Origin of the sequence: Planktothricoides raciborskii GIHE-MW2, from assembly GCF_040564635.1 — a bacterium.
Classification (GTDB): domain Bacteria; phylum Cyanobacteriota; class Cyanobacteriia; order Cyanobacteriales; family Laspinemataceae; genus Planktothricoides; species Planktothricoides raciborskii.
In genome coordinates this window covers 1777648-1795064 of the sequence record NZ_CP159837.1, presented here as the reverse complement: position 1 = coordinate 1795064, position 17417 = coordinate 1777648, and the positions used below count along the sequence as shown (strand labels likewise).

General features: G+C 43.3%; 15 protein-coding genes. 12 read left to right on the top strand and 3 right to left on the bottom strand.

What is annotated here, in order from left to right; translation table 11 throughout:
* The first annotated feature begins 479 nt into the window (after window positions 1–479).
* The 5 genes from ABWT76_RS07545 (at window position 480) to ABWT76_RS07525 (ending at window position 8254) form a co-directional block, all read left to right on the top strand.
* Window positions 480–2696 (top strand): Hsp70 family protein, encoded by a 2217-nt coding sequence (locus ABWT76_RS07545; RefSeq protein ID WP_354635870.1) that lies wholly within the window; start codon window positions 480–482, stop codon window positions 2694–2696.
* The gene (locus tag ABWT76_RS07540) at window positions 2693–3253 is read left to right on the top strand and encodes a LysM peptidoglycan-binding domain-containing protein (RefSeq protein WP_054466015.1); all 561 of its coding nucleotides are present in this window, start codon (window positions 2693–2695) and stop codon (window positions 3251–3253) included. Before ABWT76_RS07545 ends, ABWT76_RS07540 begins: the two co-directional genes overlap by 4 nt.
* Window positions 3250–6027, top strand: coding sequence for a hypothetical protein (locus ABWT76_RS07535; protein ID WP_354635869.1), 2778 nt, complete (start codon window positions 3250–3252; stop codon window positions 6025–6027). The genes ABWT76_RS07540 and ABWT76_RS07535 overlap by 4 nt, the downstream gene beginning before the upstream one ends.
* Before the next feature lie 10 nt (window positions 6028–6037).
* Entirely contained in the window at window positions 6038–7507 is a 1470-nt protein-coding gene (locus ABWT76_RS07530; protein WP_354635868.1) for a hypothetical protein, read from the top strand.
* Between the two features lie 276 nt (window positions 7508–7783).
* Window positions 7784–8254, top strand: coding sequence for a nucleotide exchange factor GrpE (locus tag ABWT76_RS07525; protein ID WP_054466017.1), 471 nt, complete (start codon window positions 7784–7786; stop codon window positions 8252–8254).
* Window positions 8255–8268: 14 nt separating this feature from the next.
* On the opposite strand, the gene ABWT76_RS07520 is transcribed toward ABWT76_RS07525, so the two are convergent.
* Complete coding sequence (locus tag ABWT76_RS07520; protein ID WP_354635867.1) at window positions 8269–8544, bottom strand: hypothetical protein; 276 nt, start codon at window positions 8542–8544, stop codon at window positions 8269–8271.
* A gap of 193 nt (window positions 8545–8737) precedes the next feature.
* Here ABWT76_RS07520 and ABWT76_RS07515 point away from each other — a divergent pair, with 193 nt between their 5' ends.
* The 5 genes from ABWT76_RS07515 (at window position 8738) to dxr (ending at window position 12941) form a co-directional block, all read left to right on the top strand.
* Window positions 8738–8935 (top strand): hypothetical protein, encoded by a 198-nt coding sequence (locus tag ABWT76_RS07515; RefSeq protein WP_054466018.1) that lies wholly within the window; start codon window positions 8738–8740, stop codon window positions 8933–8935.
* A 21-nt stretch (window positions 8936–8956) separates the two neighbouring features.
* Window positions 8957–10180, top strand: a complete 1224-nt coding sequence (locus ABWT76_RS07510) for an ABC transporter permease (RefSeq protein WP_054466019.1) — start codon at window positions 8957–8959, stop codon at window positions 10178–10180.
* An 81-nt stretch (window positions 10181–10261) separates the two neighbouring features.
* Window positions 10262–11044 (top strand): ABC transporter ATP-binding protein, encoded by a 783-nt coding sequence (locus ABWT76_RS07505; protein WP_082348827.1) that lies wholly within the window; start codon window positions 10262–10264, stop codon window positions 11042–11044.
* Window positions 11045–11133: 89 nt separating this feature from the next.
* Window positions 11134–11550: a secondary thiamine-phosphate synthase enzyme YjbQ gene (locus ABWT76_RS07500; RefSeq protein ID WP_190879727.1), complete on the top strand. Its 417-nt coding sequence runs from the start codon at window positions 11134–11136 to the stop codon at window positions 11548–11550.
* Window positions 11551–11744: 194 nt separating this feature from the next.
* Window positions 11745–12941: a 1-deoxy-D-xylulose-5-phosphate reductoisomerase gene (dxr, locus tag ABWT76_RS07495; RefSeq protein WP_054466021.1), complete on the top strand. Its 1197-nt coding sequence runs from the start codon at window positions 11745–11747 to the stop codon at window positions 12939–12941.
* Window positions 12942–13252: 311 nt separating this feature from the next.
* Here dxr and ABWT76_RS07490 read toward each other — a convergent pair whose 3' ends face one another.
* Together ABWT76_RS07490 and ABWT76_RS07485 are read right to left on the bottom strand one after the other, a co-directional pair.
* Window positions 13253–13534: a hypothetical protein gene (locus tag ABWT76_RS07490; RefSeq protein ID WP_156331682.1), complete on the bottom strand. Its 282-nt coding sequence runs from the start codon at window positions 13532–13534 to the stop codon at window positions 13253–13255.
* Window positions 13531–16704 (bottom strand): tetratricopeptide repeat protein, encoded by a 3174-nt coding sequence (locus ABWT76_RS07485; protein WP_354635866.1) that lies wholly within the window; start codon window positions 16702–16704, stop codon window positions 13531–13533. The genes ABWT76_RS07490 and ABWT76_RS07485 overlap by 4 nt, the downstream gene beginning before the upstream one ends.
* 78 nt (window positions 16705–16782) lie before the next feature.
* Here ABWT76_RS07485 and ABWT76_RS07480 point away from each other — a divergent pair, with 78 nt between their 5' ends.
* Together ABWT76_RS07480 and ABWT76_RS07475 are read left to right on the top strand one after the other, a co-directional pair.
* Window positions 16783–17172, top strand: a complete 390-nt coding sequence (locus ABWT76_RS07480) for a CU044_2847 family protein (protein ID WP_054466024.1) — start codon at window positions 16783–16785, stop codon at window positions 17170–17172.
* A 37-nt stretch (window positions 17173–17209) separates the two neighbouring features.
* The gene (locus tag ABWT76_RS07475) at window positions 17210–17386 is read left to right on the top strand and encodes a hypothetical protein (protein ID WP_156331683.1); all 177 of its coding nucleotides are present in this window, start codon (window positions 17210–17212) and stop codon (window positions 17384–17386) included.
* The last annotated feature ends 31 nt before the right edge of the window (window positions 17387–17417 follow it).

Below are 17417 nucleotides of genomic sequence, written 5' to 3'. Positions count from 1 at the left end.
TTTTGCCAAATTTGCGTAAAACTTCTCCGCCAAGGCGATAGGTAAGAAACCGGGTTTCTGCGTTAACTTTATGCCTCTCGCAGAACTTCGCGCTCAGACATCCGGTTTCTGAGCCCTATTTCAGGAGTCATGCCGATAGTCAATCTATATATGTGCGCGATTCTGCGACAGGGGATCGCGAACGCGAATCGCTTATTTCCATCTCTGGGAAACATGGATCCCTAATCGAGCAGTCATAGAAATCGGATTTTTAATCACAAGCTAAAAAGCATTAACTGTTAAAAATAAATCCGATTTATGCTTCTCTATAGCCCTATTTTAACGGGCTATTTTGCGCTGTAAATTTTGATAAAATAACCTAAAGCTTGTCAAAAAAATTAGTGAAAATACTGATTTATTAAATCACACAAACAGGTTTAATTAAAGGACAAGCAACCAACAACACACAACAAATAACCAAATTAGAGGAGTACAATTAAATGGGTAATGTAATTGGCATAGACCTGGGCACGACAAACTCCGTCGCAGCTTTAAAATTGGTTAATGTAGAAGTCGTCAAAAATGAAGAAAACAGTGGAAACGAGAACGCACTGACCCGCTCGGTTATTGCGTTCGACAAAGGTAAACTCGTGGTGGGTACGAAAGCCTACAATCAGCTACGCGATCAACCAGAAAACGTGATTATTTCCATCAAACGTTTGATGGGACGCGGATTTAACGACCCTACAGTGCAACAACAATTGTCTCGCTTTGGCTATAAAATTACCCAATCAACTCAGGGGACTGATAACAGTCTCTCGGTTTGGTTGGATGGTCGAGAGTATCAACCGGAAGATATCTCTGCTGAAATCCTCAAAAAGGTGGTGGAAAATGCCCAACTTCATCAAGAAGAGAAAGCCAATCAAAAAGGTAAAATAACTCACGCAGTTGTGACGATTCCGGCTTATTTTAATGACAAACAGCGTTACGCTACTCAAACTGCTGTCATGCGAGCGGGTTTAGGATTGCTGGAACTGCTACCCGAACCCACTGCCGCCGCCATTTCTTATGGATTTAAACCGGATTCTGATGATAGTAAAACTATGTTGGTTTATGATTTCGGTGGCGGCACATTCGACTCCTCTTTAATTACGGTTTCTGGCAATCAGTTTATCGAGTCTGGTAAAGCAGGCGATTTGTGGTTGGGGGGCGATGATATTGACCACAAGCTTTTTGAATTCGTTAAAGCTAAAGTAGCGCAGGAAGAAAGAATCGAGAATATCGATGCTTTAATTGCCAAAATGCCCTATTACCATCGGGTTCGCTTTTTAGCAGATGTCAAATTTACTGTAGAGCAAGCAAAAATAGATTTAAGTACCAATGAGACAGCACGAATTATACCCGCGACTCCCCTCTTAGACGAATTAGGAATGGCAATTCCCATTGAGGTTGTAATCACTCGCCGCGAGTTGGAAGAAATGATTTTGCCATTGGTGGAACGCACGATCGCAATTTGCCAGGATACTCTAAAATATTCCGAATATCCCGTCGATGAAGTTGATATTGTTTTGCTGGTCGGGGGTTCTTCAAAAATTCCTTTAGTTCAACGCAAAGTCCGCGAAGCATTTGGTGCAGATAAGGTAGTAGTTCATCCACGCCCCATGTATGCGGTTGCAGAAGGAGCGGCCATTGTAGCAGCAGGATTGCCAGATAAAGTTTCTACGGTTTCCCGCGATTACTTTATTGAATTGGCGAATGAACCGCGATATAAACTAATCAAACAAGGGGATATTCTGCCAGTCAATACAGCCCATACATTTCGCACTGAAGCCGACGGACAACGATTGATTCACTTTAAATTTTCCAGTCCCGATCGCGTTAGTGAAGACCTCGATCGCCTCAACCGGGACGAACGGATTGGGGAGATGTGGTTAGCACTGGACAAACCCTATCCACGGGGTACAGAAGTAGCGGTTACAGTAGAATTAGATGAGAAAAATAGTTCTCTGCAAATTACCGCAGCCCTGAAAAATAACCCTGCTGTTCGAGTCAGTTGTTCGTTTTCGCGGGGTGGGGTAGATGAAGAAATTGCCAGAGAAGTGGAGCGAACGATCGCTGAATTGAATCAAGCGGCTAACTTGACAGAAACAGGGGTGCAAACTGCTTATGAAATTGCCGGGGCAGCCATTTCTGCCTCTAACCAAATTCGAGGTCAAAATAATAAACCCCAAGCCGATCGCGTGGCAGTTGCCCAAGCTAAACTTCAGGAATTGAAAACATTTGCTTCAGAAGATCGGGATGTGGCTCAGTTCTTTGTGCGGGAATTTGAATTCCTCATGGAACATTGCTCTTTTATGCTTCCTGATGCTCAAAAACAACGGATTGAAAGTCTCACTAAACAACTCAAAGAGGCGATCGCTATTCATAATCTATCGGCAATGCAAAAACTCGCCGAAGATGCGGAACGGGAACTGAAAAATCTGCCGGAAGAAATCCAAAAGTTATTAATTGCCAAAGATGCGATCCAAAAAGCCCATTCTGTTGACCCAACTCGCGCTGGTTTCATGGCAGATAAATTGCACCGTCTGATTCATGCAATAGAGCATGAAAAGATTAATGAAGCTAATCGCCTTTGGAACGAACTGATTCCAGATATCCGCGAGTATGGATTGCGCGAATTTTCTGCTGCAAATATTGCCACGGGAATTACACGATGAAAACTTATCTCACTTGTCCGGTATGCGATCGCCCGAAAATCGAGGGAAATATCTGCCCTAATTGCGAAACTGATTTATCCCTAATTCGCACCCTCACAGAACTGCCAGAATTGCCTTCCGTAGCAACCAAATCAACAGCGATCGCGCCTTGGGTGCCAATTGGGGTCGCAATTCTCATCCTGTTGCTGGGGATAAGTTTAGGTGCAGCGGGAAATTCAGTTTATATGCAGCAAGGTGTGCAGCAAAATCAACCAGCAGTTGCAACTATTTCTCCGGCTTTAGAAACCGGAGTATCCCCGGAATTTCCCACACTTAATCCCACACAAACGCCAGTTGTCCCCTCGAAAAAATCCGACGGAGAATCCCTCCTTTGTGGCGGATTTTATTACAAAGTAAATCGTGGTGATTCTTTATCGCGCCTTGCGGAAAAGTTCTATGGAGATGGAAATTTATGGCCGCAAATTATGGCCGCGAATTCTCCCCTCACTGGTCGCGAAAATGCTTTGGCAATCGGTGAGATATTGCTTGTGCCTAATTTGGAGGTAAATTGTCCATGATTGTCGATAAATTCAATCGGGTAAGCAGTCTTTTATTAGGGGTGGACTTTGCTGAAGTTTTGCGCCAACTTTCCTATTCTAAATCCCTATTCCAAAAAGCTAAAACTCTCTCTAGACAAAAGCAGCTACCAGAGGCGATCGCCAAGGCTGAAGAAATTCTCAATTTGTGGTATCCCATTGAGTCGGTTTCTGAACTGATTGTGCAAAAATTTACCGTAGCATCCCTGTTAGGGGAAGTTAAACATAGTTTGAATATTTGGAAATATAGCTGGAAAACTCAAACAGAAAAAGCCGAACAATTGCTGAATTCAGCTAATGAAATTTTGGCGAAAGAAACGGGAACTTTACCGAGTATTACAGCCCTGTCTAAGGCACTGGATCTCTACCAAAAGTCTTATTCAAGCTATCCTGACGAGCGGGTGGCGATCGCTTTGAATCGATGCGAAAATCTCCTGGAATGGCGGCAGAAATATCAGTCACTCGTTGAGTCAGGGGAACAACTCGCAAAACAGTATTATTTTCACCAAGCAACTTCTCGATATCAAAAAGCGCAAGAACTGTTTGCCACCGATGAGGTGGAGGCAGCGATCGCGCAACTTCATTCTCAGCTTGAAAAGGAGGAAATATTTGCAACAATTTGGCGTCAAACTTATCAGTTATCCTGTGAGGGAAAATTTCCAGAAGCGATCGCTCTCCTGGAAACCGGACTAGCTCAATTTCCCCGTTCTGATGGCCGCGATTTTTTAGCAAAATTACAGAATATTGTCCGGGGAATCGAACAGTTTCATCATGGATGGAATCTAGAAAAAGCTGGGGATTTTGATCGGGCTTTACCCAGCTACGCATCCGCCGAAAAATTATTACCAGATATTCCAGAATGCGCCCTCAGAAAAGCATCAGTTGCCGTTAAACTTTACCAGTTCGACAAGGCACTTGCTACTCTAGAAAGAGTGACGGGCAATCAAGCGGCTTATCTTCGGGGATTTGCTCATGGGAAAAAACAGAATTGGCAGCAAGCTAATCGAGAATGGCAGTCTATTTCCGATCCGAGAGTTGAGCAACAACGCCAACTTTTGAAGATTTTGGTGGAACGCGATCGCACCCTCAGTTTACAGCAAATCGAGCAATCTGTTGATGCGGCAGATTTTGAATTAGCCAAATCAATCAGTCTTCAATTCATCAATAAATTTGGCAGCTATGAACTCGTCAAAACGAATCTAGAAGAGCATATCATCCCTCGGATAGATGGGGAAATTTGGCAAAATAAAAACTGGCAGCAAATAGCCGAAAATGCGGCACAAGTTTGGCGGGATAATGGCGATATTGTTGCCCTACATAATTGGGCGATCGCTACTTATTACTGCTGGCAAAATAACCCAAATAAATTGGCAGAATTTATGCCAGATTTTATTGTCACTTGGTCAACTGCGATCGCCAATCTTTCCCAAGACTCTTCTCTGAAAAATTTGCCTTGGTTGTCAAGTACAGCAGTTGACTTAAACGCAGTCACATCAGAACTGCAAAAAATCCTAGAAAATGCCGTTGACTCCCTCAGAGATCGAAACTTAAACGATTATTTGCGTCTGCGCGATCTTTATCGTCAGGAAATGGTAGCACTGCGTTTGATGGGAACTCCGGCAAATTCAGGAGCGAAAAAAAATAATTTGTACTTGACCCCTGGTTTTTGTTCGCGTTCTCAGATTGCCATAAATGAAATTGAAGTTTCCCAGAATAATGACCATAATTCTAACCATATATTGCGGGGACTTTATACCAGTTGGGGATTAGCGGTAGCTGCTTGTGTTGAAGGAGATATCGCTCGCGCTATTCAAATTAAACCGGCGATTAAACCCAACATAACTCCCGAATTTGTTGGCCAACAATTTGCTCAACAATTTGTATTGTACCATGAAGGTTGCTATTATCTTCAACAAAAACAATGGCGGCAGGCTATATCGTCGCTCAAACCAGCTATTGCAGCGATTAAAGCGAATCGAGAATGGAGTCAAGAAATAGACCGAATTTGCCAACAGCAGCGTCATGCTATTTCTGATTTTAAAGAACATCTAGATTTTGCCAAATCTTGGTATGAATTATTAGGCAGTCAACCAGCCAGAAGCTATTTAGCGGAATATCAAGCGGAGCAAATTCGCGAGCAATTAGTTGCGGAAACAATTCAGGAAACCACGGCACTTCAAAAACTTGAAGAAATTAAGCGAATCGATCCTAAAAATCCGGTATTGCTTGACCTCATCGATCGCGTTGAGATTACTCAAGATAATCGAAAAATCGATGCGCTGATCAAGGCAAATAAACTAGAAGAAGCCGTTCAACAAGCCAAGCGATCGCGCCATGATAAAATTCGCCATAATCTGACTGAATTTTTCGTCAAAATATTTGTTGAAGGATTTAAAAGTGGTGAATTAACCTTTGAGGATATTAGTAAATTGGGTAGTTGGATCTACGAACTTTGTCCCGAAGATCCGATAGTTCAAGAAATTTACAAACTGAGTAAAGAATTCAATAAAGTTCACGATTTAATGAAACGCGATCGCTTTGATGAAGCGGTGAACTATGCCAAGTATTCCGACTGCGATCCGCTTAAATCTTATTTGGCGGAATTCTTTATACTGCATCTGATTAAAGGGTCAAAATCTCAACAAATGCCTTATGATTTGATCCAGAAGTTTGGCCTATGGGCTTATGAACTTTGCCCGGATAAAGTTGAATATCAACAAATTTATCGTGAGTTAGGTATTCGTCGATTTTTTTAGGAGATTTTGAATGGAAAACAAACAGTGTTCTATGAATCCTTACGATATTCTCGGTGTTTCCCAAGCTGCATCAAAAGCAGAAATTACCAAAGCTATGGCGATCGCCATGAAGCGCAAGGAATATCCCCTTCAGGCGATCGCCGCAGCGCAAAAAAGTCTCCTAGACTCACAAAAACGCATCGTCGCCGATTATCTGCGTCCAATTTTACCACCGATTAAACGGTTCAAGCGAACAGATTTTTCTAGCATAGAGACTACTGCCCCAGAATTAAATTTACTGGCTGATTTTGACGCAACAGATTTGGATATTGAGCAGAAAGTCGCTAACTATATTAGAGACGATATGGATCCGAATTTGTCATCCCATTTCGCCGGAATAGATACAAGCTTAGAAGCCGGGGCAGAACTTCCCTCTAAAGAAGAATTATCCGTTAAATTCATTGGCGCTAGTTTAAGCAAACGCCCTAAAGTCATGCCCCAAAGTGAGCTAAAACCGGAATTTAAATTTAATGGTAGTCATCTGGTTTTAGATGGGATTAGATTTTTTGTCTGGCTATTTGTGTTTAGCCCGATTTTTTCTGGTTTTGTCTTAGCTGTTAACAGCGGAAATGAGTTAAAAACAGAGCGAAAACAAGCCCAAAAAATCGAATATTTAACCTCGCCTAAATCCCCAGAAGTTATACCGATACAGCAGATAGAAGAACTGCCTGAACCGCCGACTCCTGTAAGGCAAGAAAAACCGCGATCGCCACGAACGGAACCAGTGGTTAGACCTCAGTTATCCGATCGCTTAGAAAAACTACCTGAACCGCCGACTCCTGTAAGGCAAGAAAAACCGCGATCGCCACAAACGGAACCAGTGGTTAGACCTCAATTCTCCGATCGCTATTATGCTAAGGGCTATCCCAAAAATACCTGTGGCGATCGAGACCCTGGTGGCACAAATGACTGGTATCCGGTTTATGTCAACTATAGCGAGGATAATTTAAATCGAGTTCGCAATTTTTACTGTAGAGATGCGATCGAAAAATGGAGAAAAACTGGCGAGTTATCGGTTCAAGTTGCCTCGTTTTTAAATCGATCTGATGCTGTAGAGTTGGCAAATATTCTCAAATTTGATTTGGGTAGTGGAGAAGTTGGCCAACCATCTAGCTATAATGCTGATGCTCCCTCAGTTCGGGCTAATGCCGCCGATATATTAAGCAACAATAGTGGTTCATTTCCTCTAAGTTCTTGTGGGGATAGTCATCCAGGGGGCATTAATTTGTGGTATCCTGTGAATGTGACTTATAGCGAAAGCAATCTAACATTTATTCAGAATAATTACTGTAGAGATGCATTTGTCAAATATGTCGAAAATACTAACACAGATATGATTCAAGTAGCGTCATTTATGAATATCAATGATGCCAGAGAATTCGCCAATTTATTAAAAAGACAAGTCGGTAGCGCAGAAGTTGGCGAAAGTTCAAGTTATTAATCAATCACCAATGTCATTTGTGAATTGTCATTATAGACATCTCCAGAAAAAAATGTATTAATTTGTATTATTTTGTAGGGGCGAAGCTAATGGGCGACAATTTGACGGTAAAATTAGAGATATGCCTATCCCTTATGCTTCGCCCTAGCCCAATCAGGCAGCCATAATTTATTTTTTGGAGATGTCATTATGTCAGTAGGGGCAAATAATACGCAAATAATATGCAAAAAATACCCACGCCCCTACAAATAACCAATAACCAATAACCTATAACCCATGACCAATCTAACCTTTAATGCCGAACTGCGAGACCAACTTGTCAACGAATTGGGAAACCTGCAAAAAGAACGAGTCGGACTCCAACAAGAATTACGGGAACAAAAGTCACAATCAATAGCCGCTAAAGAGGAACTGTTTTTAGAGATATTTGATGTTTTTGATGCTGTGGAATTTTTACTCGATTATATGGATCAGCATTCTGAACTTTCTCCTCAATTTATTCAGCGTTTGCCTAAGTCTCTCTCAATTGTGCAAAAGAAATTGCTGGGGGTACTTCAGCGCCGTCAAGTTGAACTTTTAGAACTGGAAGGAACTAAACCTGATTTCGATTTTTGCCGAGTAGTGGAACGAGAAGTGCGATCGGATGTTGAGGATCAAACGATTACTAAAATTGTGCGTCGGGGATTTCGTCATGGGGATAAAATTCTGCGACCGATCGAAGTGATTACTTCTAAAAAAGAATCATAATCAGCCGATTACTATCAGAAACCGGGTTTTTTTTTCTTACTTATCTCGCTTGGTTTCAGAAACCGGGTTTCTTTTTGTAACTCCACAGTTAACGATAATATCCACCACAGAAACCCGGTTTCTTTATCTGGGGACAAATGCGATCGCTTATTGGGTTTCAGAAACCGGGTTTCTTTCTGTAACTCCACAGTTAACGATAATATCCACCACAGAAACCCGGTTTCTTTATCTGGGGACAAATGCGATCGCTTATTGGGTTTCAGAAACCGGGTTTCTTTCTGTAACTCCACAGTTAACGATAATATCCACCACAGAAACCCGGTTTCTTTTTCTTAGTTATCCCCAGGATTCAGAAACCGGGTTTCTTCCTGTAACTCCACAGTAGGGACGTTCTCGCATTCGCCCCTACATATCCACCATAGAAACCCGGTTTCTTAGCCACATTTAGTGCTAATCTTAAAGTAACGCTTAGGAAACAATACTATGAACATCACAATTCCCCATGACATCTTTCAAATTACCGGAATGTCAGAAGCCGAATTACAGGAGCAAATCGCCGTTATGCTTTACAATCCAGAAAAATTAACCCTATTTATCCCGAACAACCAACAACCCCCCCAACTTCAAAGGGGGGCAAGCAAAGAATCCCTACCCAAAGAATCCCTACCCAACAATAAATAACCAACAATAAATAACAAATCAATGTCCGTAGATATTTTTGAACAAATTAAAACAGCCACGCAAACTCTGGGGGCAAATAAAGTCCGCACCAGCCTAACAATGCTGGGAATTATTATCGGCAATGCGGCGGTAATTGCCACGATTGGGGTGGGTTCAGCGGCTAAAGTTTATGTGCGGGAGCAAATTCAATCTCTGGGGACGAATCTGCTGTTTATTCAGTCTGGAAGTCGCGGGAGTCGAAGATTAAATGTGGGGTCAACCCAAAAATTAGTGTTGTCTGATGCAGAGGCGATCGCCTCTCAGGTGTCGTTAGTTCAGGCAGTTTCGGCAGAGTTAAATAGTTCGGAGACTATTCGCTATGGGAATAAAAATTTTTCGGCGTTAATTTTTGGGACGATTCCCGATTTTATCCAGGTGAGAAATTACCAGGTGGCGAAAGGTCGGTTTATTACAGATTTAGATTTGAAACGAAATAATCAAGTGGTGGCGATCGGGTCTGATGTGGCTAAAGCATTGTTTGGCGACCAAGACCCGATCGGCCAAAAAGTTCGCATCAAAAATGTTAGCTTGGAAGTGATTGGGGTGATGGAATCTAAAGGCACTTCTTTGGGTACTAATTATGATGAAACCGCGATCGTGCCGATTACTACAATGGCTAACCAAATTGTTGGCCGTCGTTCCCCTTATGGACTGCCGGTTTCTTTTATTTTTGCAGCGGTTAAAAATGAACAAAGCATGGCTATAGCACAGTTTCAAATCGAAAACTTGTTGCGGCTGCGTCACAAAATTACCGATGAAGATGATTTTACCGTGCGTAATCAACAAGATATGTTAAATCGATTGCAAGCGATTAGTGGGGCATTGACGCTTTTTTTGGGGGCGGTTGCTAGTATTTCTCTGCTGGTCGCAGGTATTGGCATTATGAATATTATGTTGGTGTCGGTGACAGACCGCACTCAAGAGATTGGTTTACGCAAGGCGATCGGCGCGTCTCCGCGAGATATTTTGATTCAGTTTATGATTGAATCGGTGATTCTGTCGGTGATGGGCGGTGCGATCGGTACAGGAGTCGCCGTTAGTGGGATTTTGTTGGTGGGTTATTTTACGCCCTTTTCCCCAGGGGTTTCTATAGGCGCGATCGCCTTAGCTACAGGAGTTTCTGGGGCGATCGGCTTATTTTTCGGCGTTGTACCTGCCCAACAAGCGGCAAAACTCGATCCCATTGTTGCCTTAAGAACAGCTTAACTATCAAAGTAACCATCAATGGGAACAATCGAAATCATCTACAAAATCATCTACTATAAAAATATAAAATCAAAGTAAGCCATGAATCAACTATCAAGTCAAACAAGTCAAACAGGTCAAACAAATCAAACCACCTCACTGCTAGATCCAGAAAAAAAACAGGCGATCGTTTCTCTGGAAAATATTTTTAAACTCTATGGCAGTGGCAACACCGAAGTCAAAGCCCTGAATGGCGTCAGTCTCACCGTTGAATTGGGGGAATATTGCTCAATTATGGGGGCATCGGGGTCCGGTAAATCTACTGCCATGAATATCATCGGCTGTTTAGATCGTCCCACCAGTGGTTTATATTATTTAGACGGGGTAAATGTGGCCAATTTACCAGAGGCAGATTTGGCGACAATTAGAAATCGGAAACTGGGATTTGTGTTTCAGCAATTTCATTTGTTACCCCAAATGACGGCCTTAGAAAATGTTATGTTACCGATGGTTTATGCGGGGGTGGGCAATCGAGAACGTCGAGAAAGGGCTGAAGAAGCTTTAATGCGAGTAGGTTTACAAAATCGGATGAATAATAAACCTAACCAACTTTCTGGAGGACAACAACAACGGGTGGCGATCGCCCGGGCGATCGTGAATCGTCCCGTGCTCTTATTAGCGGATGAACCTACGGGGGCTTTAGATTCTCATACTACTCAGGAAGTGATTAATATTTTTTCTGAACTGAATCAGAGTGGGATGACGATTGTGATGGTGACTCACGAACCAGAAGTTGCTCGCTGTACGCGCAGAATTGTTTGGTTTCGCGATGGCGAAATTATTCACTCCCATTTAACTCCTGATGATTTACATCAAGCATTGTAAACATCAGCTAATTCCTAGTAATTCCTGAAATTATATCAATATATTCCGCTTTTTGTCAACTATCTAGCGAGATAATTCCTCACAGCACCATGATTCATCATCAACATTTACTCAAAGTTAAGACTACTGGCAAATCTTTGATTAAAATTACCCCAAAAATTCAGTCAATTGTTGCCGAATCTGGGGTAAAAACAGGCTTATGTAGTTTATTTTTACGCCACACTTCCGCCAGTTTAATTATTCAAGAAAATGCTGATCCTGATGTTTTGCGGGACTTGGAAAATTTTTTGGCGGATTTAGTTCCAGAAAATCGCAATTATTTTCACAGTACCGAAGGCCCTGATGATATGCCAGCCCATATTCGCACGGTTTTAACTCACAGTTCTGAACAAATTCCGATTAATCAAGGTTATTTAGTCTTGGGGACTTGGCAAGGAATTTATGTTTGGGAACATCGATCGCAAGGGTCAGTAAGAGATTTAGTGGTTCATATTTCGGGAGAATAGACCTCTGTCTATTCTCCTTGGGCTGGTTGGTGGTGAGCGATCGCACCCTGATGGTTGCCAACTCATCGCCAACCCAACTCATAGCAAACGCTGCCAGGAAATTACGCTGCCAGGAAATTGCGCTGCCAGGAAATTGCGATCGCGAGGGCGCCGGAAAATTTTATAGTAGGTTTGTTGTTGATTGTTAACAAATCGTGAAAGCTATTACACTTTTAGGATCCACCGGCTCGATTGGCACTCAAACTTTGGATATTGTGGCGCAACATCCCGATAAATTTCGGTTGGTGGGCATTGCCGCAGGGCGGAATGTGGGCTTGTTGGCGCGGCAAATTGAGCAGTTTCGCCCGGAAATTGCGGCAATTTCCGATGAGTCTTTGTTGCCAGAGTTGCGCGAGGCGATCGCCCATGTTGACCCCCAGCCGATTTTAACCGCAGGGGCAGAAGGGATTAAAACCGTGGCTGCTTACGGGGATGCGGAAGCGGTGGTGACGGGGATTGTCGGTTGCGCGGGGTTACTGCCAACAATTGCGGCGATCGAAGCGGGGAAAGATATTGCTTTGGCGAATAAAGAAACCCTGATTGCTGGTGGGCCGGTGGTGAATCCTTTGGTAGAAAAATATGGGGTAAAATTGCTGCCTGCGGATTCGGAACATTCGGCAATTTTTCAATGTTTGCAAGGGGTGCTGGATGGGGGTTTGCGGCGGATTATTCTTACTGCATCTGGGGGGGCTTTTCGGGATTGGCCGGTGGAAAAATTAGCCTCGGTGAAAGTGGCTGATGCTTTAAAACATCCTAACTGGTCAATGGGGCGAAAAATTACCGTTGATTCTGCTACTTTGATGAATAAAGGTTTAGAGGTAATTGAGGCGCATTATCTGTTTGGGATGGATTACGATGATATTGATATTGTGATTCATCCTCAGAGTATTATTCATTCATTAATTGAGTTGCAAGATACGTCGGTTTTGGCTCAATTGGGTTGGCCGGATATGCGGTTGCCGTTGCTTTATGCTTTGTCTTGGCCAGAGCGAATTTATACGGATTGGCAACGGTTAGATTTAGTTAAAGCCGGTGATTTAACTTTCCGGGAACCTGACCATGATAAGTATCCTTGTATGGAATTAGCTTATGCGGCAGGTCGCGCAGGCGGTTCGATGACGGCGGTTTTAAATGCGGCCAATGAGCAAGCGGTGGCGCTATTTTTAGATGAGAAAATTGCGTTTTTAGATATTCCCCGTGTAATTGAAAAAACCTGCGATCGCCACCAAGGGAATAACTGCCAAAATCCATCTTTAGATGATATTTTAGCAGCAGATAGCTGGGCGCGTCAAGCAGTTTTGGAAGCAAGTCAGGATTTAAATAAGGGCGATCGGATTTTATCCTTGCGTTAAATAAGAAACCGGGTTTCTTACAGCGGTTTTCTCAGTAGAAAACCACATCCGGCGGGGGTTTTCTACCCCCGCCTCATAGCGCAAGTCGGATAAATCCGACTAATCATGCTTTTATAGTTATTTCCATTCCAGCAAGATTAATACAATTATGTAGGGGCGGTTCGCGAACCGCCCCTACTAACGCCGCGAAATTTAATTAATGTTTTATTTTTATTTTAAATAACTATAGTGATGAGAATTTCAGTCGGTTTTAACCGACTTGCGCTATTAGCCAGGGAATTTATTCCCTGGCGGTTAATGTGGATAGTTTATTAATCTAAAAACCACTGTAAGACAGAAACCCGGTTTCTTAGATTTCTTCTTTGTCGCCCAGAAACCGGGTTTCTCTTCAGGATATCAAAGTTAACGGTGGAATTCCAAGAAGAAACCCGGTTTCTTAGGTTTCTTCTTTGTCGCCCAGAAACCGGGTTTCTATTCAGGATATCAAAGTTAACGGTGGAATTCCAAGAAGAAACCCGGTTTCTTAGATTTCTTCTTTGTAGCCCAGAAACCGGGTTTCTCTTCAGGATATCAAAGTTAACGGTGGAATTCAAATAAGAAACCCGGTTTCTCTCCAGTCCCGTTCAATCCGTTCTAAATCCTTCATCGCCCCTAATTTTTCATAGAGTTGATGGGATTTTTCGTAATGCTTTTGGGCAATTTCCTCGTTGCCTCGCTGACGCCATAATTTAGCTAAGTCAAAATTAGTTTCGGCAATATGCCAGGTCATTTTCAGGTTTTCCATATCGGCTAAAGCTTCGGTTAAATATTGTTCCGCCGTATCGAGATTACCTTTGCCCAGTTCGTTTTCTCCTAAGCTTGCCCAAGTTTCTGCCATACCAGCGCGATCGCCCAATTCGGTTCTCAGATCCAAAGATTGCCGATAGAGTTTCTCCGCTTCATCCCATTTGCCGCGATTTCGGGCGATATCTCCCAAGACTCCCCAACTCGAAGCCATCCCAGGGCGATCGCCCAACTCGGTTCTCAAATTCAAAGCTTTCCGATAGAGTTCCTCCGCTTTATCCCAATTGCCGCGATATCGGGCGATATCTCCCAATTGTCCCCAACTCCAAGCCATCCCAGCGCGATCGCCCAACTCGGTTCTCAAATCCAAACATTGCTGATAGAGTTTCTCCGCTTTATCCCAATTGCCTCGACATTTTTCGATATATCCCAAGCTTGCCCGACTCGAAGCTATCCCAGCGCGATCGTCCAATTCGGTCATCACTTCCAAGTATTGCTGATAGAGTTTCTCCGCTTCATCCCATTTGCCGCGACTTTCGGCGATATATCCCAAGAGTATCCAACTCGAAGCCATCCCAGCGCGATCGTCCAATTCGGTTTCTATTTCCAAAGATTGCCGAAAGTGTTTCTCCGCTTCATCCCATTTGCCGCGATATCGGGCGATATCTCCCAAGAGTCGTAATGATGCAGCAATACCGCTTTTATTATTATGCTCTCTTGCGCTATCTAAGGATTTACCAAAATATTTTTCGGCTTTATCCCAGTTACCCGTCTCTCGGTATATGATTCCAATTGATTGCAGACAAATTCGTTTATTTGTGTCATCTGTAATATATGGCAAAATTTGTTCGCATAGGTTTTTTAATAAACTCCAATATCCCCAAGGTTCGAGATATTTCTCTATTTTTCCCATCAATAAACTAGAGGCTTCATCATAATTCCCCAACTGAAAAGCAAAATACTGGGCTTCTAAAAGTGGGCGCAAATCTTCCAGAGTTTTGGGATTTTCGACTGTTTTCCCAGTGCAGTAAAACTTATAAACCCGTTCCATCAGTTGCGGCAACTCTGCCTGATATGCCGTTTGCAGATATTCCACAATCAAACGATGCAGGTCATAAAACCATTCACACCGTTCCTTATCATAGCGACTCTGCACCAAAGAACTATTCACCAAATGCCGGACAATTTCCGCAGTTTCTTTCAGTTCTGCTTTGGTAAATTTTCCTGGTTTTTCTAACTTTACTGCTGTTCCAAAGCGATCGTCTTTTTCCTTGTCATCGGTATAAAGGCGCAAAAACGTTAATCCTGGGATATCAATCCCCGTCCGCAACACGCACATTTGCCGCAACAAATCCCGTGCTGCCTCACTTTGCCGCATCAGTTGCGCTTGTAGAATCGGTTCTGCCTCCTCTGCCACCAGTTCGGGATGTTGTCGCAAATACCCCGGACTTTCTAAACCAATCGCCGCTAATTGAGCTAATAAAAATGTATTGCCTTTGACTCGTTCCGCAATCCATTGCTGGTCTGCTTCACTATCGGCAGACCCACGCAGCCGCAAAATTTCCACCCCAGCTTCATCGCTAACCCCCACCAAAGTCAGCAACTCGACCAATTTCGGGTCAGGGTTCCCAGTCCGCGCACGGGGGTCAGCCAAATCTACCGGAAATTCCCGACTGGTGAGCATAATCGTTGAGCAATGATTGCCATAGACAAAGCGATTGAGCAATTGTCCCCATTCCCCAGACAGGGCTTTCCCCGGATTCGTAGCCGATCCTGGGTGTAAAATATCTTCTAAGTTATCCAAAACCACAACTCCGCGCTGTTTCGTCAACCCCTCCAGGACATTGCGGATTTTTTCCTCTGGAGTTTTCAACGGTTCCACGGTTTCCATGTCCAACCCGCGCAGCAGAAACTCCGCCACATCATCAAAACTCGTCCCTGGATACACTTTAAAATAGAGAACTTTTTCATAAACACAGGTTTCGGTGAGGTTTGGCGGTTGCAACTGCACCCCCAAACTTTCCAACAACTTCACCCCTAAACTGGTTTTACCGATACCCCCTTGCCCAATAATCGCCAGCACTTTCGGGGCGGTTTCCGGTGCGAGTAATTTGGCTTTTAACTCTTGGATTAGGGCATCCCGTCCCACCCATACGGGAATTTCGGCGATATTTTCTAAGCCCACTGTGGTTTTAGGTGGTGGCGGATCGCTTTTGCTCTCAGACTCCTGTTTCTCTTGCGTCCGAATCAAATTAATAACTTGCCCATCATTGATAAAAAGCGGTTTCTGCGGATAAGTTGGATGCACCTTTTGCAGATATTGACTTACAAATGCGCTGAGAGACAAGGTATCAATCCATTCCCCGGAAACGCGATTTGGATCTAATCCTTCCAACAACGCATCCGTCAACACCCCATGCGATCCACTCACTAACTGATATGCCACCTCAATATCCCTAGATGCGGCAATAAAACAGCGACTATGATCCGGGTCTTTTCCGGGGTTGGCTTCATTCAGTACGATTAAGCTACCACTATGACAACAATCTAACCAAATAATTTGCTGACGAACTGGACTATCTTGTAGTAACTTGCGTAGAGTATGTAATGGAAACCCCCAATTTCCCTGATCTGGATTAGCATCACTGGTGGCGAGATATCCTTCTTCCGTGAGTTGATCATATAAACCATGTCCAGAAAAATAAAATAGCCCCGTGTCGGTAATTACGCTCCCTTTGGGTTTAAATAGTTTAAATAGTTCTTGTTTAAGTTGAGTCAGAGAAACTTCAGTTTTTTTCCCAACCTTCAGCCTATTATTCTCTTTATCGACAATCTCTGGCAGTCGTTTCACTTGGAACGGCAATAAACTAGACTCTAGACATTGAGCAATGTCTTCAGCATCCTTTGCGGGTGCCTCTAGCTTGTTTAATTTTGGATATTGATAGGTGCTAATCCCCACCACCAGCGCATCTCGACTCATTGGACTATTTCCACCAATTTTTGAATCCTCTCTATATAATTAAGCTACAAATTTTAAATCTGGCAACCCGGAATTCTTATGACTGTTAAACTCACCCCGATCCAACTGGATGACAACACCGTAATCTATATCGAAGCCACCGAAGATATTGATGCACCAGAAACTTTAACCACTGCCCCGGTTTCTGACGACGACGAGGAGGAAGCGGCAGTCTCCAAAGGAGTCAAAGAAGTTAAAGCAGAATTCCAAAAGCAGATTCACGATTTACAAAAAACCATCTTTTCCTATACCAGCTATACTTTAGCCGCCTTCAAACAAGTTGCTGTAGCCAAGATTGACAAAGTAACTCTAGAGTTTGGGGTCGAGATGGGTGGTGAAACCGGGATTCCTTATGTTACAAAAGGCACCGCCAAAAGCAACCTGAAAATTCAAGTAGAATGTTCTTTTAATCAGGAGCAAGAAACTTAATAAATCACCCAGAAACCCCAGAAACCGGGTTTCTGTTGTGGATATCAAAGTTAACGGTGAAATGCGTAAAAGAAACCCGGTTTCTCAGGTTTCTTCGTTATGGCCCAGAAACCGGGTTTCTCTTCAGGATATCAAAGTTAACGGTGGAATTCAAAGAAGAAACCCGGTTTTCATATCCGGGTTAATGGTGCGTTACGGCTGGCAATTAGGCTGATTGTTTTTCGCGGAAAATAGATCGCCAGCCT